This window comes from Demequina litorisediminis (assembly GCF_030161615.1).
Lineage (GTDB): Bacteria > Actinomycetota > Actinomycetes > Actinomycetales > Demequinaceae > Demequina > Demequina litorisediminis.
The window spans coordinates 2,413,871-2,433,366 of the sequence record NZ_BSUN01000001.1 but is presented as its reverse complement, the minus strand read 5'-3'; the positions used below and the strand labels follow the sequence as shown (position 1 = coordinate 2,433,366).

The window sequence follows — 19,496 nt, the reverse complement described above, 5'->3', positions numbered from 1 at the left end:
CTCCGGCTCTCTGGCGGGGGAAGTCCGTCAGAGCCGCACGGGAGGAGGCCGCGAGGCAGGGGCACATCACATGGCGTCGAAGACCTCCGCGGCCGTGGCCGCGTAGTCGTCCTCGCCGCGTTCGAGGTAGTCCTCCCACGCCTGGGCGTCCCAGATCTCCACCCGGGAGCCCATACCGACCACGGCCACATCCCGTTCGAGCCCCGCGTACTTGCGCAGCGGCGCGCTGATGAGGATGCGCCCCTGCTTGTCCGGGATGTCGTCCGAGGCATGGCCGAGGAAGTTGCGCAGGTAGTCGCGGGCGTTCTTGTTCTCCAGGGGCGCGCGGCGCAGTCGGTCGTGGATGACCGCGAACTCGTCCAGGGGGAACAGGAACACGCAGCGGTCCAGCCCGCGCGTGGCCACAAGGCCCGATGCCAACCTGCCGCGGAACTTCGCGGGAAGGATCAGCCGGCCCTTGTCGTCGAGTCGGGGCGTGAACGTACCCAGGAAGACCCCTGTGGGGCCAAGACCGTGCGTCAGTACATCCGACACTCGATCACCTCCCGTGCGCCACGACCCGCCCGATGCCCCCACTTTACTCCACTTCCCACCACCAAGCGAGGCTTTCGAGCGAGTTTCTGCCAAGTTGATCCCTAAAGTTCCAGGTAACTTGCCGTTCATTCAAGTGGAGGGATTTCACGGTACCGTGACCGCATCGGCCCACTGAGGCCTGTTCCGTCGGACGCCGATCGCCTAGGCTCGGCTCCTAAGCGCGAAGGAGCACCCATGACGCATTCCCTGCCGTCTCCCGATGACCTGGCCGAGGTGGCGGAGGTCACCGCCGCCATCCGCGAGTCGATCGGCTCGGTCCTGTCCGGTCTCGACTCGGCCATCACGGCAACGCTGGCGACGGTGCTCGCCGGCGGGCACCTGCTCATGGAGGACGTCCCCGGCGTCGGCAAGACCACGCTGGCGCGGGCGTTCGCGGCGTCCGTGGACTGCTCCGTTGGCCGCATCCAGTTCACGCCCGACCTCATGCCCGCCGACGTCACCGGCGTCAGCATCTTCCGCTCGGACGATCACCGGTTCGAGTTCCGGCCGGGGCCGATCTTCGCTCAGGTCGTCATCGCCGACGAGATCAACCGCGCCTCCCCCAAGACCCAGTCCGCGTTGCTGGAGGCGATGCAGGAGCGCGCCGTCACCGTGGACGGCGTGACGCGACCGCTGCCCGAGCCGTTCCTTGTTGTTGCCACCCAGAACCCCATCGACATGGAGGGCACCTATCCCCTGCCCGAGGCCCAGCGCGACCGCTTCATGGCGCAGGTCTCCGTGGGATACCCGCAGCCGCGCGACGAGATGGCGATGCTCGACAGCCACGACGGCGTCGATCCTCTCGAGGCCGTCCGCGCCGTCACGGACACCGCGACGCTTGCCAGACTCATCGACACAGCCCGGCGGATCTACGCGGCTCCCGCGGTGAAGCAGCACATCGTCGACCTCGTCACCCAGACGCGCTCCGACTCGTCGCTGCGCCTGGGCGCCTCGCCCCGCGCCTCCCTGCGCCTGCTCGCCGCGGCGAAGGCTCGTGCCGCCATGGCGGGCAGGAACCACGTGCTTCCCGACGACGTCAAGGCGCTGGCAGGCGCCGTCTTGTCGCATCGGCTGGTGCCCTCCACCGAGGCGCGCCTCGCCGGTCGCTCCACCCAGGACGTCGTCCGTACCATCGTCGAGCGCACCGCGGTCCCCACCGAGGCGCGCGACGCCGCACCGCGGATGGCGACCGCGGGGGCATCGGCCGCCGGCGCCTAACGCATGGAGGCGAGCGGGGGCGCCACGGCGCGCATGAGCCTGACGGCTCGTGGCGTGGGAGTACTGGCGTGCGGAATCGTCATCGGCGCCTTAGGCGTCGGCCTGTCCGCACCGGTCATGGTCTACGTGGGCGTCGCGATGACTTGCGCCGTGGTGCTGGCCTGGGTCTGGATGACCCTCGCACTGGGCAACTTTCTGCGACGATTCCCGTACGCGGAACGCACCATCCAGCCGCGTCCGCTCACGGTGGGCGCTCCCGGCACCGTGCGCGTGTCCATCCGCGCCAGGCATAGCCGCCACGGGCACGCCCGCGGACTCCTCGCCCGCCTTCAGGTGCGTGAGCAGGCCGCCAACGAACTCACGGGCGGGGCGACCACCCGCGCCGCCGTCACCCGCACCGCCGACGAGTTGAGCCTGGAATACGCGCTGACGCCCGTGCAACGCGGTCGCTGGGACGTGGGCCCTGCCCTGCTCCACACCTCGGACCCCTTCGGCATGCTGCTTTCCGACACGTCGTTTGGCTCCGCCGAGAAGGTCTCCGTGTGGCCACGCGTGCACGACCTCACGGGCACCGCGGGCGCCATGATGGGCCAGGCGGATCGGGTGGTGCTGGGCGCCAGGACGCCCTCCGCGGACGATGCCGCCCTGCGCGAGTACCGCGAGGGCGACGACCTGCGGCGGGTGCACTGGGCGAGTTCCGCACGCCGCGGGACCATGCTGGTGCGTTCGGACGAGCACGCGGGGCGGCGGCCCGCGACCGTGATCCTCGACCTCCCGCTCGGGCGCCAGGCGCTCGAGTGGTCGATCTCCGCCGCCGCATCGATCGCGGTCTCCGTGCTCGACACGGGCCACCCGGTGCGTCTGCTCGACGGCGCCGACCCTGCGGTCGCCTCACACCTCGGCCAGCGCGGCGGAGACATCGCGCGCGCCGAACTGCTGGACCTGACCGTGGACCTCGCCTCGCCCGTCACGCGCGCCGCGGGCGATGCCCACCTGCGCCGCAGCGCCGCGGCCGCCGCCGAGGGCGCGCTCGAGGGTGAGGTCACCGTGGCCATCATCGATCCCGCCACCGACGACGTGCTCGAGGCGCTCGCGCCCATCGGCGCCACGGGCCGCGCGTGGGCGATCGTCCGCGCCGACGACCGCACGGCCGACGAGGCAGCCGCCACCGCGGCACGGCTCAGCCGCGCGGGTTGGCGCGCCACGGTGGTCCGCGCCGGGGACGACATCCCCGCCGTGTGGGACACCCTTCTCGCCATGCAGGACGTCGCGTGAGCCGCCAGGCTGGGCCCACGCCGTGGGCGGTGACGCCCATCGTCGCCGTCGCCACCTATGCCGGCGTCTTTGCGCTCGAGCCGATGGTGGTCACCGGATCGTGGCTGTGGACGCTCGCCGCCGTGCTCGCAGGCGTGTGCGCCGTCGTCGTCGCGGCGCGGCTGCTCAGCCGTTCACGTTTTCTGCCCACCGTCGTGGGTCTCGTCGCCGCGCTCCTGGGCATGGTCGCGCTGTTCTCTCGCGACGCGTCGGGCGCGCGCCACCTGCTGCCGACGCCGCGAGCGCTTGCGGACCTCGGCTCCACCCTGCGCGCGGGTGTCGACTACGCGGCCACCACCGTGGCGCCCGCGGAGGTGACTGAGGCGCTGCTGAGCATCATCTGCGCGTGCCTGCTGCTGATGTTCCTGGTCACCGAACACATCGCCGCCTCGTGGCGTGCCGCCGCGAGCGCCGGACTGGTGCTGATGCTGCCTTGGCTACCCGCCGCGATCTTCCAGCAGCGCGTGCCCATCGTTTGGCTCTTCGTCGCGCTCGGCGCATGGCTCCTGTCCCTCGCGGTGAGCCGCCGCGGCGAGCCTTCTGCTCCGCCGAGGCTCCACGATGGGTGCGGTGGCGGCGACCACCGCAACTCTCGGCCTTGCCCTCCTCGTGGTCCCCAGCGCCCTCGGCGGCAATGGCTGGGGAATGATTCCCCGGTTCAACGCGCCGTCCTCCCTCGACTCGACCACCAGGCTGAACCTCGACCTCGACCTGCGCACCTCGCTGACGACAAACTCGACGGCGCCGGCCATCGTCTACTCGGCCGACGGCGCGCGGCCCGAGGTGTTCCGCCTCTATGCGCTCGGCGAGTTCGACGGTGTGAGCCTGGGCGCGTGCCGAGACCGACGTGGATGCGCTCGAGCCGACCGACGGGGTGCTCTGGCCCGTGGATTCGGGCGAGCCGTCAAGCACCTCGGCGACGTACACCATCGAGACCGTCGGCCTGGCGGAGACGAATCTCCCGGTGCCCGCCGCACCGCGCACGGTGGAGGCCGAGGGCGCGTGGTCCTACGACCCCTCCGTCGATGAGGTGGTCGGCGACGACGAATCGACCCTCGGACTCACCTACACCGTGACGGCTGACACCGGGTACCTGACGGCGGAACGGCTCGCCGCCTCCCCGCGGAGGCCGGCAGCGAGGCCGATGCCGCCGTGGGCGCCCAGTACCTGGAGATTCCGCCTGCGATGGACGCGGCTCGCGTTGCCGATCTCGCGACGAGCCTGACCACGGAGGCGACCACCCGGTTCGGTCAGGCGGTCCTGATCCAGGACTACCTGCGCGATCCGTCAGAGTTTGACTACGACACCTCCGTCAGCCCCACCAGCGGAGATGCGGTCAGTGCGTTCCTCGACTCGCGCGCGGGGTACTGCGTGCAGTTCGCGACCACGATGGTCATGATGTCGCGCACCCTCGGCATTCCGGCTCGCCTCGCTGTGGGCTTCCTGCCCGGAAATGCGGGAGACGGCGACACCTACATCGTGCAAGGCGGCGACGCGCACGCCTGGCCGGAGTTGTGGTTCCCCGAGGTGGGCTGGGTGCGGTTCGAGCCGACGCCGTCGGTCCAGACGGGATCCGCCCCTCGCTACGCGGGAAACGGCACCAATGTGACTCCCGCGATCCCAGAAAGCCAGGCCCAGTTCCCCACCGCCGCACCGCAGCAACCGGAGCGCCCCGACACGGGCGACGCTCCCGAAACTGCAGGTGCGGGAGACGTCGCGGGCGGCAGCGCCTGGTGGTGGTGGGTCGCGGTCGGCGTCGCCTTGGTCGTGATCGCCGCGGTGATCCTCGCGGTGTGGCGCAAGCGCCGGAGCTCCGACACTGCCACGCTCGCCCCTGCAGAGGCGGCGTGGCTCGGGCTGCGTGAGGCGCTGCCCCTCGAGGCGCGCTGGCCCGACTCGCTCACCCCGCACGAGGCAACCTCGTCCGTGGAGCGAGCGCTCACGGAACTCGGGACGCCGCTGGGACGCGACGGGACGACAGACCTGAGGGCGCTAGGCGACGCGGTCGCCGATCACCGGTATGCGCCTCAAGGGTGCACCACAGCGCCGACGACGCTCGACGCCTGGTCGCGATCGGTGGCCGAGGCGGCCAGCCGAGTCAGCGAGCGACGCTGAGAGTTACAGGTCGCCGCTCTCGCGACGACGGTCGAAGCGCTCTTCGAAGGTCTGCATGAAGTCCTTGCGCTGCTTCGGGGCCTGCGGGCCCGACGCGGGCTTGGCAGCCGGGGAGGCGCCCTTCTTGTCCTGCTTCGGGGTCAGCAGGGCCCACATGGCCACTCCGGCCATGATGAGGAAGCCGAAGACACCAAGAACCGGGAGTTGAGTGGCCACGCCCAGCACGACCACACCGAGACCGATGACCACGCCGGCGGCGCCGGCAACGATCCGTGCGGGGGTCTTGGGGCCCCGATTCATGGCGCGGTGCAGGGAGGCGTCCTGCCCGAGATCGTGCTCGAGCCTGGTCCAGCACGCGCTGCTCGTACTCCGACAGCGGCATCATGCCCTCCTTACGTGCGGGTGCGCAGTAGACACCTAGTCTAGTCAGCACCGCCCGCTTGCACCACTACACGAAACGAGGACGCCTGTGGCACGCCGATCCACTCCCCTGACGGGATCGCGGCGGGAGTACCTCGCGGCGTCGATATGCCTATCGCTACCGGTGCTGTGCGGCTCACGGACGAGCCTGATGGTTCAACGACTGTGTGGGTGCGTGGTGTTCCCAGTTCCTCGATGAGAGTCGACCCAGCGGTCCTTGACTTCGAGTACATGCGCCACTTCTCGGCGGCCGTCGACGCGTGGAACCCACCCGAGCGCATGCTCGCACTGCACGTCGGAGCGGGGGTGTGCACCATGGCTCGCCATCTGGTGCACCGCTACCCCTCCTCGCGTCACATCGCCGTCGACATCGACGCCACCCTGCCCGAGCTCGCGCGCCAGTGGTGGGATCTCCCCCGCGCTCCACAGTTGCGCATTCGCGCCCAGGACGGACTCGATGCTGTCGCGCAGCGCCACGACGACAGCCTCGACCTGGTGCTCAGGGACGCATTCTCCGAGGCTCTCACTCCCTCCTCGCTCGCAGATGCGACGTGGTGGAGTCATGCCCGGCGAGTGACGCGCGGCGGCGGACTGGTCGTGGCCAATGTGGGAACCGTCCCTGGCACCACGACCCATCTCGCCGACGCGGCGGCCGCACGTGGCGCGTTTGACTCCGTGGTCGCGGTGGGCGAGCACGCCGTCATGAAGGGTCGGCGGCGCGGGAATGTGGTGTTGGTCGCGGGCGCCGTCGACGTGGACGCCCTCCGCCGCTACGCCGCGTCGGCGCCCTTGCCCACCGGGGTCGACCCGCACTGGGGAGCGTGACCCGGCCGCCACATCGGCCACCGGGGCAAAGAAGGGCCGCCGTCCCCCAGAAGGAGGACGACGGCCCGATCCGATCATGCGATCGGAGAAGCCTTAGAGGGGGCGGACCTGAGCGGCCTGCGGACCCTTGGGGCCATCGGTCACCTCGAACTCGACGCGCTGCGCCTCTTCGAGCGACTTGTAGCCGTCCGACTCGATTGCCGAGTAGTGCACGAAGACGTCGGCGCCGCCGCCGTCCTGAGCGATGAAGCCGTAGCCCTTCTCAGCGTTGAACCACTTCACAGAACCCTGTGCCATGCATCTTTCCTTGTCTATCACTGCCCGCAGACGGGAGCCGAGGACGACCTGCCCCCGGCTGTCGCCGCAATGGCTTGCTCCGGACTAGGAAAGGCCGGTTCTTGCGCACTACGTTCTTGCAACCACTACCAGCATGCCATGAATTACCCGTGAGGGGGAGTGTCTCCTCGCTGTTGCTGCAGGAAACGCTCGAATTCGGCACCAAGTTCGTCGGCCGAGGGCAGCGGGCCCTGCAGATCCAGGCCCTCCTCACGGGACTCCATGTAGGCGTCGTATTGGCGTTCCAGGCCCGTCACGAGTGCCTGCACCTCTTCCGACTCGGCCGCCTGACGAGCGATCTCCTCGCTCGCGCGCTCCGCCTCAGCGTCGAGCCCCGACGTGTCGATCAACAGTCCCGAGATGTCCTCGATGCTCTGGATCGCGCGCTCGGCGGCCTGCGGGTAGGAGGCTCTGCGCAAGGTAGTGAGGCACGTGCACGGCGATGTTGATCGCAGGCAGGTCCCACTGACTAAAGCGGTACTCCATGAGGTTTTGCGCACTGGCGGGCACCGTTACGGTGCCAAAGAACGCCTGCGCGTCGGGCAGCAGGTCCTGCGGGGTGCCATGGACCGTCGCCGTCAGGGGCCGAGTGTGTGGCGCCGCCATCGGGATGCCGTACGCGCCGAGGGTGAGACCCACGCCGGTGCGCGTGACGATCTCCTTGACGGTACGAATGTACTGCTCCCAGCGGATGTCTGGTTCGAAACCGTGGAGGAGCAGGAAGGGCGTCGATTCCTTGTCGTGCACCAGGTCAAGGTGCAGGTGAGGCTCGTCGTAGTCGGTCCACTCGTTGACGGAGAACGTCATCTCCGGGCGCCGCGAGCGGTAGTCAAGAAGTTGGTCGATGTCGAAGGTGGCGACACGCTGCGCGTCGCCGGCGTCCAGAATCTGCTGCGCCACAAGCGCGCCGGCCTTGCCCGCGTCGATAAAACCGCGCAGGGAGTGCACCAGGACGGCGCCTTCCTGCGGCGCGACTGCGGCCCACGCCTGAACGCCCTCGGCGTCCCAGGCGATCAGAGGAGAAGTCATAGTCCTGTCATTGTCCCACTACCACGCATCGGCCGATGCGCTCCGGGCGTCAACGGGCGCAGAGCCCGCCGTATTCCCTCGGCTCAGGCAGTAGCGCAACGGTCGCGCTATGGGGATAATGGACGACTGCCTCGGCATACCCGGCGCGAGGCGATGAAGGGCAGGCGCATGCAGGACGACAGCACCCGGACCGCTCTCAAGGAGGGCCTGGATGCCGAGCAGAAGGTCGTGGACGGGCTGTACGCACGTCTCGACGAACTGCGGGGGAAACCGAGCAGAGGCTCGCTCACGTGCGCCGTGATGGCCCCTCCGGGTCGCCACAGAACCGCTCGGAGCGCGACGCGTTTGCCACGCTGTACGAGGACCGCATCGCGCAACTCGACGCCGTCGAGGACCGGCTGTGTTTCGGCCGCCTCGACATGCGCGACGGCGACCGCCTGTACGTGGGACGCATCGGCTTGTCCGATGCCGAGCACGCTCCCCTGCTGACCGACTGGCGCGCCCCCGCGGCTCGCGCCTTCTACTCCGCGACCGCCGCCGATCCCGGCGGCGTCATGAGCCGTCGTCACCTCACCACGCGCGGACGCACCGTCGCGGCGATCGAGGACGACGTCCTCGACGTGGAGGCGCTCCGCGAGGCGGGCCTCGACGGCTCGCTCGCCGGCGAAGGCGCCCTGCTCGCCGCGCTCGACGCGCGCCGCACGGGGCGCATGGGCGACATCGTCGCCACCATTCAGGCCGAGCAGGATGCGGTGATCCGCGCGGAACTCGACGGCGCGCTGGTGGTTCAGGGCGGCCCCGGCACCGGCAAGACCGCCGTCGCGCTACACCGCGCCGCCTTCCTGCTGTACCACCACCGCGAGCGACTCGAGCGACGCGGTGTCCTGCTCATCGGCCCCTCGGGCCAGTTCCTGCGCTACATCGACCATGTGCTCCCGTCGCTGGGTGAGACGGGCGCCGTCTCCACGACGCTGGGTGGCCTGGTGCGCGGCGTCGACACGTCCACGGTCGAGGCCGATGCGGTCGCCGCCATCAAGGGACGCACCGAGATGGCCGACGTGATCGCGTCAGCGGTCCGCGAGCGCCAGCGCCTTCCCCGGCGCGACCAGGAGGTGCGCATCGACGGCCGCACGGTCGTGATTCGGCGTGCCGATATCCGGGACGCTCAGGCGCGCGCGCGGCGCGACGGACGGCCCCACAATGAGGCGCGGGCAGGCTTCGCCAAGGACATGATCAGTCGCCTCACGACGCAGGCTCCTTGAGCAGGCTCGAGACGCACCTCGATGCGGACGACAGGGTCGAGCTCGAGCGCGACGTGCGCGACTCGAAGACCATCCGCATTGCGCTCAACCTCTGTTGGCTCCCGGTCACGCCCGTGCAGGCTGCTGAGGGACCTTTTCTCCAAGGCGCACCTGCTCGATCACGCGGCGCGCGGATTCTCCCGCGCCGACAGGGACCTGCTGTTGCGCCCCACCACCGCGCCCTTCACGGAGGCGGACGTTCCACTGCTCGATGAGGCCGCGGAGGCTCCTGGGAGACATGCCAGGCGGCGCACCGCGTGCAGCCCAGGAGGCCACCGAGGAAGAACTCGACTACGCCCGCGAGGTGCTCGAGACGTTTGGCGGAGACGGCATGGTGTCCGCCGAGGACCTCGCCGCCCGCATGCGGGGAGGCACGTCTCGCATGTCCGTCGCCGAACGGGCGGCCGCGGACCGGCGCTGGACCTACGGTCACGTGGTGGTCGACGAGGCACAGGAGTTGTCGCCGATGGCCTGGCGGATGCTGTTGCGACGGTGCCCCACCCGCTCGTTCACGATCGTGGGTGACGTGGCGCAGGTCGCCTCGGCCGCAGGGACCCGCTGGTGGCCGGAGGCGATGGACCCGATCTTTGGATCCTCCTGGCTGCGCGAGGCTCACCGTGTCGTACCGCATCCCCTCGGCCGTGGCGCACGCGGCCCAGTCCTATGCGAAGGCGGTGCAGGCGCCCGTCAGTGACCTCTCGGCGGCGCGCGAGGCTCGACGATGCGGTCGATGCGACGGCCGTGGCCGGGCACGACCTCGTGGCCGCTGCGGCGAGGCTGGCGCTCGACCACGCGCACCGCATGGCCGATGCCGACGGCGGGCTCGTCGCCGTGATCGCTCCCCCGGCACTTGCCAGAGACATCGCGCGCGAGGTCGGGTCTGGCGTCGAAGGGCTGAGCGTGATGACCGCGCGTCAGTCGAAGGGCCTGGAATTCGACGTGGCGATCGTCGTGGACCCTGCCGCCATCGGCGAGCGCCCTGGCGACCTGTACGTGGCCCTCACCCGACCCACCCGGCGCCTCGACATCGTGCACGCGGGGCCGTTGCCTGCAGGACTCGAGCACCTGCGTTCGGTCTGAGCGCGGTCAGTCCTCGCACGGACCGGCCCCGGCGATCGCGAGGCCCTCGCGATCGCCGGGGCCCCAGGTCGTGATGGCGGTGTTCTCGCCGTGCATGAGTTCAGTCGGCTCGGCGACGTGGCCGAGCCCCAGCACGTGCGCGAGCTCGTGACGGATGACGGCCTCGGCGAGCGCCGTGCCCGCTGTGCTGTCGAGCAGGTCAGTGAAGTCCTCCCCGTCGAGCACCACCACACCAGCCGCGAGGAAGCGCTGGTCGCCGAATGCGCCAGTGATCGAGGTAGATCCGCCCAGGCCCGCCGTGGAGCCCTCGAGATCTGGCGTCGCCGTCGCATCGGACCATCCGATGACGACCGGGGCAAGCCTGTCTCCGTACCGCGCCTGCACGATGGCACGGTCGAAGGCGGCAACCTCGTCGGTCTCGCCCTCGTACGCGAAGTCGAGCCCGGAGTACGTCCCCACGTCGGCGGTCGCGGCATGGATGAGGTCCTCGGCCCCTGCCGGCATTCCCTCGGGATTCAGCACCCACGACACGGGCCGGCACGGATCCAGACGAACGGGCTCCCCGTTGTCCTCGAAGAGGAATGAGTGCTCCCCCGAGGTGCTCACCGGGATCTGCGCGGCCAGCCGCTCGCCGTCACTGTTGGAGGCGGGCACACGCACGTCCACGCCCGCAACCTCTACGACGTTCCGCGGCTGTCCCAGGTGGGTGATTTCGTCCCACCCCAGCCCCGAGCTCCAGGCCATCACCCCGACAGCGACGACGCCCGCGCCGCACAGGAGCGCGAGTCGCGCCGTCAGAGTCATGGCGGACAGCCTCCCACGGCGCCGCGACGGATGCCCTGCTCGCGGAGCGATCACGCGTGTGGAGTTGGTAACACGGCCCCGGTTGCGCCAAGATGGGCGCCGTGCGAGCACTCCTTCTTGAGAACCTGTCCCACACCGCCACCGAGATCCTCGAAGCCGCGGGCATTGAGGTCATCAACCATGGCGGCGCCATGGACGAGGACGAGCCTGATCGAGGCGCTCCAGGGCGTCGAACTGCTCGGCATCCGCTCGAAGACGATGCTCACCGAGCGCGTCATGGACGCGTCGCCGTCGCTGATCGCCGTGGGCGCCTTCTCGATCGGCACTAACCAGATCGACCTCGAGGCCGCCGCCAAGCGCGGTATCGCCGCGTTCAACGCTCCCTTCTCGAACACGCGCTCGGTCGTGGAGATGGCAGTGTCCGAGATGATCTCGCTGACCCGCCGCCTTCCCGTGCACCAGGCTCATGCACGAGGGCGTGTGGAACAAGTCCGCGGACGGCGCCCACGAAATCCGTGGCCGCACGCTCGGCATCGTGGGCTACGGCAACATCGGTTCGCAGCTTGTCCGTCGTGGCCGAGGCTCTCGGCATGAACGTCATCTTTTACGACAGCGCCGAGAAGCTCGCCCTGGGCAATGCCACGCGCATGCCCACCCTTGAGGCGCTGCTTGCCGAGGCCGATGTCGTCACGCTTCACGTCGACGGCCGCGCGGGCAACCAGGGGTTCTTTGGCCGCGAGCAGTTCGAGGCCATGAAGCACGGCGCACACTTCCTCAACCTTTCGCGCGGCTTCATCGTCGACGTGGATGCGCTGCGCGAGGGCCTCGAGTCCGGCGCGATTGGCGGTGCCGCCATAGACGTGTTCCCCGAGGAGCCCAAGAAGAAGGGCGACCCGTTCGAGTCGGGCCTTCAGAACGTCCCCAACGTCATCCTCACGCCCCACATTGGTGGCTCTACCGAGGAGGCGCAGCGCGATATCGGTATCTTCGTCGCCACGCGCCTGCGCGACTACGTGGGCAAGGGCTCGACGTCGCTGAGCGTGAACCTGCCGAACCTGCAGGCTCGACCAGCAGTCGGGCTCGCACCGCATCGCGCACCTGCACGCCAACATCCCCGGTGTCCTCGCGGCCGTCAACCGCGTGTTTGCGGAGCACCACGTCAACATTGACGGCCAGATGCTCGCGACCCGTGGCGAACTGGGCTACGTGGTGACGGATATTGCTGCCGGTCTCACTCGCGAAGCCGTCGAAGCGCTCGGCGCCATGGACGGCACCGTGCGACTGCGGGTGCTCTCCTGACGTCTTCCCCTGCCTCCGGTGCCGAGTCCTTCGAGGACCTCGGCCTTCCCACGGCGCTCGTGCGCGCCCTGGCGCAGGCAGGTATCACCACGCCCTTCCCCATCCAGGCGGCCACCATCGCCGATGCCCTGGCCGGGTCCGATGTCCTCGGCAAGGCCAGGACGGGTTCGGGCAAGACCCTGGGCTTTGGCCTGCCCACGCTGGCACGCCTCGCCGACAGCGGCCGTCCGCGGGCACACCGGCCCCACGCCGTGGTGCTCGTGCCCACGCGCGAGCCGGCGATGCAGGTGCACGATGCCCTGGAACCCCTCGCGCACACCCTCGACGTCTCGTTGCGCCTCGTGGCCGGCGGCCTTTCGATGCCTAAGCAGATCGCCGCACTCGAACGCGGCGTTCACCTGGTGGTGGCGACTCCCGGACGGCTCGCCGACCTGGTGCGCAGGGGCCATGCCGACATGTCTGCGGTGCAGGTGGTGGTCCTGGACGAGGCCGACCACATGGCCGAGATGGGCTTCATGACCGAGATCGAGGAGATCCTCGCTGAGGTGCCGAGCGACGCCCAGCACCTGCTCTTCTCGGCGACACTCGACGGCGACGTCGACAGGCTCGTCACCGAGCACATGCACTCCCCCGTGCTTCACGACGTGACCGACGCCGACGAGGCCAGCGCGATGCGCCACGTGGTGCTCAACATCTCGCCGCACCTGAAGTACGACATGAGTATCCGCATCGCGTCGCGTGAGGGACGCACCATCGTCTTTGTCCGCACCAAGATGGCGTGCGACAGGGTCGCGGAGCAGATGCGTGCGGCAGGAGTCCGGGCCACGGCACTCCACGGAGACATGGACCAGAACGCGCGCAATGTCGCGATCGACGCCTTCCGTTCGGGCCGCGTGCCTGTGCTGGTGGCGACGGACGTCGCGGCGCGCGGCATTCACGTCGACGACGTGGACCTGGTGCTGCGCCTGACCCGCCCGCCGACCCCAAGGACTACACCCACAGGGCAGGGCGCACGGCGCGTGCTGGCGCCTCAGGCCTGGTGGTCACTCTTGCGCTGCCGCATCAGCGCAAGGCGATGGACAGGGTGGTGGACGCCACGGGTCTCGACCTCTTGTTCCGCAAGGTGCGCGAGGCCGATGCCGAGACGCTTGCCATGGTGGATGCCCTGACGGGCTCGCGTGAGCCCTCGGGGGTTCCCACTCGTGAACCTCGCGCTACCGCGGGAGGTCGTGACACTCCCGAGCGCGGTGACCGGGGGCGCCACCACAAGGCTTCCGGCGAGAGGTCCTCGCGCGACGGCGGACGGGCGGAGGGCAAGCGGCCCTCGCGTCACCGTCCAGGCGGCGAGCGCGACGGACGCGGTGAGCACGGCAGACGCGGCGGACGCGGCGAACGCGATGAGAACGTTCGCGAGCGGGGCGCTGCCACCGGTGCTCGCAAGGGTGGCACCTCGGAGACGCGCAAGGGTGCTGCCGCGAAGCGTGAACGCGAGGACGGTGCCCCACGGCGCTCACGGGACGACGCCTCGACCACCGGTCGTGATGCCCGAGGAGCCCGACGAGAGACTTCCGGTACCCGGCGCGAGGCCCCCGAGGGCTCGCGAGGCTCCTGGCACAGGCGGGCGTCAGCGTCAGGACAACCCGAACCCTCGCAAGAAGCCCAAGGGCACCAAGCGGTCGTCGTTGACGACGCGTGGACGCAAGGGAAAGCCGCGGCCCAAGAAGAAGGGCTAGGGGTCGAGGCGCGTCAGAGCGACGCGGCCTCGGCGTCCGTCTCCGCGGCATCCTCGCTACGCAGGCGCGCGATCGCGGCTTCGAAGTCCTCGAGCGTCTTGAAGCCCTGGTACACGCTGGCGAAACGCAGGTAGGCGATCTCGTCGAGGTCGCGCAACGGCGTCAGGATCTCTAGCCCAATGTCGGTCGCATCGATCTCCGCGACACCCTGGGCGCGAATCGCCTCCTCGACCCGCTGCGCGAGGAGCGCGAGGTCGTCGTCGGACACCGGACGGCCCTGGCACGCCTTGCGGACGCCTGAAGCGACCTTCTCCCTACTGAACGGCTCGGCGACGCCGTTGCGCTTCAGGACCGTGAGGCTCGACGTCTCGACGGTGGAGAAGCGGCGGCCACACTCCTGGCATTCACGGCGCCGGCGAATCGACGAACCGTCATCGGCCGTACGTGAGTCCACAACACGCGAGTCAGGGTTCCTGCAGAACGGGCAGTGCATGGCACTACCTTCCCACGGATCGCCATACACGCCAGCACGCGTCCTCACGGCGGTCTCGCTGTCCTCCGGGCCGGTCCGCCGGCCCGGAACCCCTAGTCGAGGGACGGGATGAGGATCTGCTCCCCCGCCTGGAGTGCCGACGACTCCTTGGCATTCAGCGCTTGGATCTCGCCGATGGTCTCGTTGACGTCGTCGCCGGTGGGAGTCAGCGCGGCGGCGATGGACCACAGGGTCTCGCCTGCGGCGACCGTGTAGGTGTCGAACGCGACGGGCACCGTGGGCTCATCGCCCGCCACCGCCTGAGGACCCACGATCGCCACGGCGATGGCCACGATCACGGCCGCCAGCGTGCGCCTGCGGCGGCGGGCCTCGGGAGTGTCGATGGCGTGCAGTCGGCGCGCTGGACGGGAGGCCCGCCGGGCGACGGGGCGCTCGAACGAGGCGCGCTGGTAAGCGGTGACGGGTGCGGCGTAGGCGGTCATCTCATCCTCCATTCGAACATGTGTTCGTCGAACACATGTTCTATTTCTAGCATCGTGGACCAACACTGGCAAGACACGCTCGAACATATGTTTGATTCCTGCGTCTGTCTGCTCTAGCGTCATGGGTGTCAGTCCATCGCAGGGGTCTGACATTGACCGTGGGCGGTGCGCCCGCCAAGGAGGAGACATGGCCGAGCCGACCGAGACGGATGCGACCATCCACGAGTTCCCCGACATGGCATCGGACGTCCTCACCGAGCGTCAGCGCAGCATCCTCGTCACCATTCGCGACTCCGTGGAGTCGCGTGGCTATCCCCCGTCGATGCGCGAGATCGGGCAGGCGGTGGGGCTCACCTCGACATCGTCGGTCAAGCACCAGGCTCACCGCGCTCGAGGTCAAGGGCTACCTGCGCAGGGACCCGCACCGCCCGCGCGCGATCGAGGTCGTCATGCCGGAGAGCACTCCCGCGGCCCAGGACACTGACTCCGTCACGCGCTACGCGCAACACCCGGATGGCACCGAGGACGTGTCGATGGTGCCGCTCGTCGGTCGCATCGCGGCCGGTGGACCCGTGCTTGCCGACCAGGCCGTCGAGGACGTCTTCGCTCTACCGCGCCAACTCACGGGAGACGGTGAGCCTTTTCATGCTCAACGTCACGGGAGACTCCATGATCGACGCCGCGATCTGCGACGGCGACTGGGTGGTGGTGCGCCGCCAGAACAGTGCCGAGAACGGCGACATCGTGGCCGCTCTCCTCGACGACGAGGCAACGGTCAAGACGTTCCGTCGTCGCGACGGCCAGGTGTGGCTCATGCCTCACAATCCGGCCTACACGCCGATCGACGGCACACATGCGTCAATCATGGGCAAGGTCGTGTCGGTGATGCGCCGCATCTGACGGCTCCGCCGCGAGGGCTGAGCGCCCTCTCACACCCTTCGCGCGGCCGTCGCTAGCAGTCGTCGTTAGCGGCCCTCGCCACTGGCGGTCGAATCGAGGCGCCTGAGCGCCTCCAGTACCGTGGCGCGGTCCGTGGTGGGCCACAGGTCCGGCATGGATCGTGCCAGGAAGCCCCCATAGCGGGCGGTCGCCAAGCGGGAATCGAGAACGGCGACCACGCCACGATCGTCCTTGGACCGGATGAGGCGGCCCGCTCCCTGCGCCATGAGCAGCGCGGCGTGTGTCGCGGACACCGCCATGAAGCCGTTGCCGCCACGTTGGGCGACAGCCTCCGTGCGCGCCTGCGCCACCGGCTCATCGGGACGCGGGAAGGGAATCCTGTCGATCACGACGAGAGACGCCGTGGGCCCAGGAACGTCGATGCCCTGCCACAGCGAGGTGGAGCCGAACAGGCACGCGCGAGGATCCTCACGGAATCGCTCGACGAGCGTCGGCAATTGATCGTCGAGCCTGATACAGGATCGGCACGTCGAGACGCGCTCGCATGGCCTCCGCGGCAGCCTGGCCTGCGCGGTGGGAAGAGAACAGGCCAAGCGTGCGCCCGCCTGCGGCCTCAATCAGCGCCGCGAGTTCGTCCAGCGCCTCCTCCGAGATGCCGCCCTGCCCTGGCCTGTCGAGGTGCTTGGCGACGTAAAGAATTCCCTGGCGACCGTAGTCGAAGGGGCTTCCGGCGTCGAGGCATTCGGGCTCGTCGAGGCCGAGGTGGCGTGCCATCGCGTCGAAGTTGCCTCCCAGCGCCAGGGTTGCCGACGTGAAGACCGATGCCCGCTCGCCGATGAGTCGATCGCGGATAAGGCTCGCGACGTCGAGAGGCGCGGCGACGATGCGTTCGGCCACCTGAGAGTCGTAGTCGCCGTCGGCGGGAGCGAGCCAGATGACGTACCTCCCGTGCTCGCCCTGCAGTTCCTCGCACACGTCGTGGATCTCTTGCAAGGCGGCGGAGGCGACCTTGGCGGTGGCCGATGCGCTGTCGCCCGGGCCGCTGAGTTCGGCCGTGGTCTTGGTGGCCCTCTGCACGGCGCTGAGCGCGGTACGTGCCGCGCCGCGGACCAGTTCGATCGCGGCGGCGAGTTCCTCGCCGAGCCCCGAGCGCAGGCGCGTGGGTCGCTCGTCACCGAGTGCGGCGTCGAGCGCACGTGCCGCACGGTCGATGTCCTCGCTCGACACCCCCACGCGGCGCGCGGCCGATGCTGCCCTATCCACCCTGGCGACGGTGAGTTCGTGGGTGGCGGCACCGGTGATGCGCGACACGAGTTCGTGGGCCTCGTCGACGATGAGCGCCTGATGCTCGCCGAGCATGTCGTGGCTCGCCGCCTGTACCCCGAGGACCGCGTGGTTCGTGACGACGATCTTCGATTGGGCCGCATGGTCGCGCACGCGCTGCGAGAAGCACTCCTTGAGCATCGGACACTTGGACTCGAGGCATTCGCGGCCGCTCACGCTCACCTGCGCCCACGCCCGATGGGACACGCCAGGCACGAGGTCGTCCCTGTCCCCCGTCTCCGTCTCGTCGGCCCACTCATGGAGGCGGGCCACCTCGGCGCCGAGCGCGCTCGTGGGGCCTGTCGAGATGGGCAGCATGTCCTCGTCGGGTTCGCCGTAGCCTCCCGCCATCTTGTGGACGCACAGGTAGTTGGAGCGGCCCTTGAACAGCGCCGCCGCCGGACGCGAGCCGAGGCTCACCCTCGAGTGCATCAAGCACCATCGGCAGATCTTTAGAGAAGACCTGGCGTTGCAAGGCCAGCGTGGCGGTCGACACCACGATCCGTTCCCCTGCCCGTGCCGCATGAACGATGGCGGGCACGAGGTAGCCGAGCGACTTACCGGTACCGGTGCCGGCCTGAATCAGGGCATGCTCGCCATTGGTGAGCGCCCGCTCGACGGCGGCGACCATCCGTTCCTGGCCCTCGCGCGGCGAGCCGCCGAGCGCGCCGACGGCGAGGCCGAGGAAGCGGACCGCCTCGGTCTCGTCGGCCGATGCGGGGGCCGAGTCCTCACTCACGCTGCTGCGGCGGCCTGGAGACGAGCCGCGAGTGCCTCGTCGACGAGCGCGACGAGGCGAGTTCCCTCAGCCTCGTGGGTCTCGGTGAGGATCTCGCCATTGCGGTGGGCCTCGCTGACGAGGTCGCCGCGGGTGTACGGCACCATCACGTCGACTCTCACCGCGGGACGCGGCAGGCTCGCGTGCGATGAGGTCCATCAGGGCGTCGATACCCTCACCGGTCAGCGCGGACACCTCGATGGTGGGCTCTCGGCGCGCGCGCAACCGCATCAGCGTCTCGGGCTCGGCGATGTCGGCCTTGTTGAGGACGAGCACCTCCTTGACCTGGTCGGCGCCGGGGACGTCGGAGAGCACCTCGCGCACGGCGGAGATCTGGCTCTCCGGGTCCGGGTGCGAGGCGTCGACGACGTGAAGCATCAGGTCCGCGTGCGCGACTTCCTCGAGCGTGGACGCGAAGGCAGCCACCAGTTGGTGAGGAAGGTCGCGGACGAACCCGACGGTGTCCGAGACGGTGAAGGCACGGCCATCGGGCGTCGCCGAGCGTCGCACCGTGGGGTCCAGCGTCGCGAAGAGGGCGTTTTCGACCAGCACGCCCGCGCCGGTCACCCTGTTGAGGAGTGACGACTTACCTGCGTTGGTATAGCCAACGATGGCGACGTTGGGCAGCGCAATGCGATTGGCACGGCGCACCTCGCGAGCAGGGGCCATGGCCTTGATCTGACGGCGCAGGCTGCGCCATCCGGGTACGAATGCGACGACGATCGAGCCTCGATCTTCGTCTCACCGGGTCCACGCGAGCCGATGCCAGCACCCGCGGCGACGCGTCCACCGGCCTGACGGGACATCGACTCACCCCAGCCACGAAGGCGCGGCAGGAGGTACTCCAGGCTGTGCGAGTTCCACCTGCGCCTTGCCTTCGCGGGACTTCGCGTGCTGGGCGAAAATATCGAGAATCAGCGCGGTGCGGTCAATCACCTTGACCTTGACGACGTCTTCCAAGGCGCGGCGCTGCGACGGAGCGAGGTCGTCGTTGACCACCACGGTGTCGGCTCCCACCGCCTTGACGACGTCGGCGAGTTCCTTCGCCTTTCCCTGGCCAAGGTAGGTGGCGGGGTCAGGGTGGGCGCGTCGCTGCAGGAGACCGTCGAGCACCTCAGATCCTGCCGTCTCGGCGAGCGCGGCGAGCTCGCGCAGGCCGATCTCCGCCTCCTCGTACGTGCCCCTCGAGAACTGGCCCGCCAACACGACCTTCTCGAGGCGTAGGCGGCGGTACTCGACCTCGGTGATGTCCTCGAGTTCGGTCGAGAGGTTGTCGACGCGGCGCAGCGCGGCGCGTTCCTCGCGTTCGAACTGGTCGCCGTCGTAGTCGGTGCGGGCCGTGCCTCCTCGGCCACGGCCGTGCCGGCGCGCGACAGGACGCGCTCGATGGTCGCATCGGCGCGCGAAGGGGTGATCTCGTCAGTGATGTCGTCGGTAGGGTCGCTCATTCTCATCCCATTGTCTCACCAGGTC

General features: G+C 69.4%; 21 protein-coding genes and 4 pseudogenes. 13 read left to right on the top strand and 12 right to left on the bottom strand.

Annotated features, from left to right (window positions below; translation table 11 throughout):
* Positions 1-66: 66 nt before the first annotated feature.
* On the bottom strand, positions 67-534 hold the full coding sequence (mraZ, locus tag QQK48_RS14910) for a division/cell wall cluster transcriptional repressor MraZ (RefSeq protein ID WP_284328974.1): 468 nt from the start codon (positions 532-534) through the stop codon (positions 67-69).
* Positions 535-768: 234 nt separating this feature from the next.
* On the opposite strand from mraZ, the gene QQK48_RS14905 reads away from it, so the two are divergent.
* From QQK48_RS14905 to QQK48_RS14890, 4 genes are all read left to right on the top strand, one after another.
* Positions 769-1,791, top strand: a complete 1,023-nt coding sequence (locus tag QQK48_RS14905) for an AAA family ATPase (RefSeq protein WP_284328973.1) — start codon at positions 769-771, stop codon at positions 1,789-1,791.
* Between the two features lie 3 nt (positions 1,792-1,794).
* A complete protein-coding gene (locus QQK48_RS14900) occupies positions 1,795-3,066 on the top strand; it encodes a DUF58 domain-containing protein (protein ID WP_284328972.1) in 1,272 nt (423 codons plus the stop codon).
* Entirely contained in the window at positions 3,063-4,181 is a 1,119-nt protein-coding gene (locus QQK48_RS14895) for a transglutaminaseTgpA domain-containing protein (RefSeq protein ID WP_284328971.1), read from the top strand. The genes QQK48_RS14900 and QQK48_RS14895 overlap by 4 nt, the downstream gene beginning before the upstream one ends.
* 76 nt (positions 4,182-4,257) lie before the next feature.
* On the top strand, positions 4,258-5,220 hold the full coding sequence (locus QQK48_RS14890; protein ID WP_284328970.1) for a transglutaminase-like domain-containing protein: 963 nt from the start codon (positions 4,258-4,260) through the stop codon (positions 5,218-5,220).
* 3 nt (positions 5,221-5,223) lie between these two features.
* On the opposite strand, the pseudogene QQK48_RS14885 reads toward QQK48_RS14890, so the two are convergent.
* Positions 5,224-5,550 (bottom strand): annotated as a pseudogene (locus tag QQK48_RS14885) (DUF3040 domain-containing protein); the annotation flags it as partial.
* A gap of 198 nt (positions 5,551-5,748) precedes the next feature.
* On the opposite strand from QQK48_RS14885, the gene QQK48_RS14880 reads away from it, so the two are divergent.
* Positions 5,749-6,465 (top strand): spermidine synthase, encoded by a 717-nt coding sequence (locus QQK48_RS14880; protein ID WP_284328969.1) that lies wholly within the window; start codon positions 5,749-5,751, stop codon positions 6,463-6,465.
* A gap of 93 nt (positions 6,466-6,558) precedes the next feature.
* Here QQK48_RS14880 and QQK48_RS14875 read toward each other — a convergent pair whose 3' ends face one another.
* The 3 genes from QQK48_RS14875 to QQK48_RS14865 form a co-directional block, all read right to left on the bottom strand.
* Positions 6,559-6,762, bottom strand: a complete 204-nt coding sequence (locus QQK48_RS14875) for a cold-shock protein (RefSeq protein WP_084076749.1) — start codon at positions 6,760-6,762, stop codon at positions 6,559-6,561.
* 143 nt (positions 6,763-6,905) lie between these two features.
* Positions 6,906-7,151 carry a hypothetical protein gene (locus tag QQK48_RS14870; protein WP_284328968.1) on the bottom strand — a complete coding sequence of 82 codons (246 nt, stop codon included), beginning with the start codon at positions 7,149-7,151 and terminating at the stop codon, positions 6,906-6,908.
* Complete coding sequence (locus QQK48_RS14865) at positions 7,123-7,830, bottom strand: PAC2 family protein (protein WP_284328967.1); 708 nt, start codon at positions 7,828-7,830, stop codon at positions 7,123-7,125. The genes QQK48_RS14870 and QQK48_RS14865 overlap by 29 nt, the downstream gene beginning before the upstream one ends.
* A 290-nt stretch (positions 7,831-8,120) precedes the next feature.
* Between QQK48_RS14865 and QQK48_RS22155 the strand changes: the two genes are divergently transcribed.
* Genes QQK48_RS22155 through QQK48_RS22140 form a run of 4 tightly spaced genes read left to right on the top strand, consistent with a single transcriptional unit; the run spans position 8,121 to position 10,211 of the window.
* Positions 8,121-9,092, top strand: coding sequence for a HelD family protein (locus tag QQK48_RS22155; protein WP_431308364.1), 972 nt, complete (start codon positions 8,121-8,123; stop codon positions 9,090-9,092).
* Complete coding sequence (locus tag QQK48_RS22150) at positions 9,089-9,346, top strand: hypothetical protein (protein ID WP_431308363.1); 258 nt, start codon at positions 9,089-9,091, stop codon at positions 9,344-9,346. Before QQK48_RS22155 ends, QQK48_RS22150 begins: the two co-directional genes overlap by 4 nt.
* Positions 9,347-9,369: 23 nt before the next feature.
* Positions 9,370-9,825, top strand: a complete 456-nt coding sequence (locus tag QQK48_RS22145) for a hypothetical protein (protein WP_431308362.1) — start codon at positions 9,370-9,372, stop codon at positions 9,823-9,825.
* Positions 9,826-9,872: 47 nt separating this feature from the next.
* The gene (locus QQK48_RS22140) at positions 9,873-10,211 is read left to right on the top strand and encodes a hypothetical protein (protein WP_431308361.1); all 339 of its coding nucleotides are present in this window, start codon (positions 9,873-9,875) and stop codon (positions 10,209-10,211) included.
* 6 nt (positions 10,212-10,217) lie between these two features.
* Here QQK48_RS22140 and QQK48_RS14855 read toward each other — a convergent pair whose 3' ends face one another.
* Positions 10,218-11,015: a M10 family metallopeptidase domain-containing protein gene (locus QQK48_RS14855; protein WP_284328966.1), complete on the bottom strand. Its 798-nt coding sequence runs from the start codon at positions 11,013-11,015 to the stop codon at positions 10,218-10,220.
* Positions 11,016-11,107: 92 nt separating this feature from the next.
* Here QQK48_RS14855 and serA point away from each other — a divergent pair.
* From serA to QQK48_RS14840, 3 genes and pseudogenes are all read left to right on the top strand, one after another.
* A pseudogene (gene serA, locus QQK48_RS14850) lies at positions 11,108-12,314 on the top strand (phosphoglycerate dehydrogenase).
* A gap of 59 nt (positions 12,315-12,373) precedes the next feature.
* The gene (locus QQK48_RS14845) at positions 12,374-13,483 is read left to right on the top strand and encodes a DEAD/DEAH box helicase (RefSeq protein ID WP_284328965.1); all 1,110 of its coding nucleotides are present in this window, start codon (positions 12,374-12,376) and stop codon (positions 13,481-13,483) included.
* Between the two features lie 312 nt (positions 13,484-13,795).
* Positions 13,796-14,047, top strand: a complete 252-nt coding sequence (locus QQK48_RS14840) for a hypothetical protein (RefSeq protein ID WP_284328964.1) — start codon at positions 13,796-13,798, stop codon at positions 14,045-14,047.
* 13 nt (positions 14,048-14,060) lie between these two features.
* Here QQK48_RS14840 and nrdR read toward each other — a convergent pair whose 3' ends face one another.
* Together nrdR and QQK48_RS14830 are read right to left on the bottom strand one after the other, a co-directional pair.
* On the bottom strand, positions 14,061-14,540 hold the full coding sequence (gene nrdR, locus QQK48_RS14835) for a transcriptional regulator NrdR (RefSeq protein WP_284328963.1): 480 nt from the start codon (positions 14,538-14,540) through the stop codon (positions 14,061-14,063).
* A gap of 92 nt (positions 14,541-14,632) precedes the next feature.
* Positions 14,633-15,022, bottom strand: coding sequence for a LysM peptidoglycan-binding domain-containing protein (locus QQK48_RS14830; RefSeq protein ID WP_284328962.1), 390 nt, complete (start codon positions 15,020-15,022; stop codon positions 14,633-14,635).
* A gap of 235 nt (positions 15,023-15,257) precedes the next feature.
* Between QQK48_RS14830 and lexA the strand changes: the two are divergent.
* Positions 15,258-15,922 (top strand): annotated as a pseudogene (gene lexA, locus QQK48_RS14825) (transcriptional repressor LexA).
* 65 nt (positions 15,923-15,987) lie between these two features.
* Here lexA and QQK48_RS20445 read toward each other — a convergent pair.
* The 4 genes and pseudogenes from QQK48_RS20445 to hflX form a co-directional block, all read right to left on the bottom strand.
* On the bottom strand, positions 15,988-16,419 hold the full coding sequence (locus QQK48_RS20445; RefSeq protein ID WP_348523660.1) for a helicase C-terminal domain-containing protein: 432 nt from the start codon (positions 16,417-16,419) through the stop codon (positions 15,988-15,990).
* The gene (locus QQK48_RS20440) at positions 16,391-17,563 is read right to left on the bottom strand and encodes an ATP-dependent DNA helicase (RefSeq protein ID WP_348523659.1); all 1,173 of its coding nucleotides are present in this window, start codon (positions 17,561-17,563) and stop codon (positions 16,391-16,393) included. The genes QQK48_RS20445 and QQK48_RS20440 overlap by 29 nt, the downstream gene beginning before the upstream one ends.
* On the bottom strand, positions 17,502-17,984 hold the full coding sequence (locus QQK48_RS20435) for a DEAD/DEAH box helicase (RefSeq protein WP_348523658.1): 483 nt from the start codon (positions 17,982-17,984) through the stop codon (positions 17,502-17,504). The genes QQK48_RS20440 and QQK48_RS20435 overlap by 62 nt, the downstream gene beginning before the upstream one ends.
* Positions 17,981-19,471: pseudogene (hflX, locus tag QQK48_RS14815) on the bottom strand (GTPase HflX). Before hflX ends, QQK48_RS20435 begins: the two are co-directional and overlap by 4 nt.
* Between the last annotated feature and the right edge of the window lie 25 nt (positions 19,472-19,496).

Bases quoted from the DNA above. Each gene is read 5' to 3' on its own strand.
- QQK48_RS14875 (WP_084076749.1), bottom strand. From the start codon at position 6,762: ATGGCACAGGGTTCTGTGAAGTGGTTCAACGCTGAGAAGGGCTACGGC.
- QQK48_RS14905 (WP_284328973.1), top strand. From the start codon at position 769: ATGACGCATTCCCTGCCGTCTCCCGATGACCTGGCCGAGGTGGCGGAG.
- nrdR (WP_284328963.1), bottom strand. From the start codon at position 14,540: ATGCACTGCCCGTTCTGCAGGAACCCTGACTCGCGTGTTGTGGACTCA.
- QQK48_RS20440 (WP_348523659.1), bottom strand. From the start codon at position 17,563: ATGCTGCCCATCTCGACAGGCCCCACGAGCGCGCTCGGCGCCGAGGTG.
- QQK48_RS14855 (WP_284328966.1), bottom strand. From the start codon at position 11,015: ATGACTCTGACGGCGCGACTCGCGCTCCTGTGCGGCGCGGGCGTCGTC.
- QQK48_RS14880 (WP_284328969.1), top strand. From the start codon at position 5,749: ATGCCTATCGCTACCGGTGCTGTGCGGCTCACGGACGAGCCTGATGGT.
- QQK48_RS22145 (WP_431308362.1), top strand. From the start codon at position 9,370: ATGCCAGGCGGCGCACCGCGTGCAGCCCAGGAGGCCACCGAGGAAGAA.
- QQK48_RS14865 (WP_284328967.1), bottom strand. From the start codon at position 7,830: ATGACTTCTCCTCTGATCGCCTGGGACGCCGAGGGCGTTCAGGCGTGG.
- QQK48_RS14830 (WP_284328962.1), bottom strand. From the start codon at position 15,022: ATGACCGCCTACGCCGCACCCGTCACCGCTTACCAGCGCGCCTCGTTC.
- QQK48_RS14900 (WP_284328972.1), top strand. From the start codon at position 1,795: ATGGAGGCGAGCGGGGGCGCCACGGCGCGCATGAGCCTGACGGCTCGT.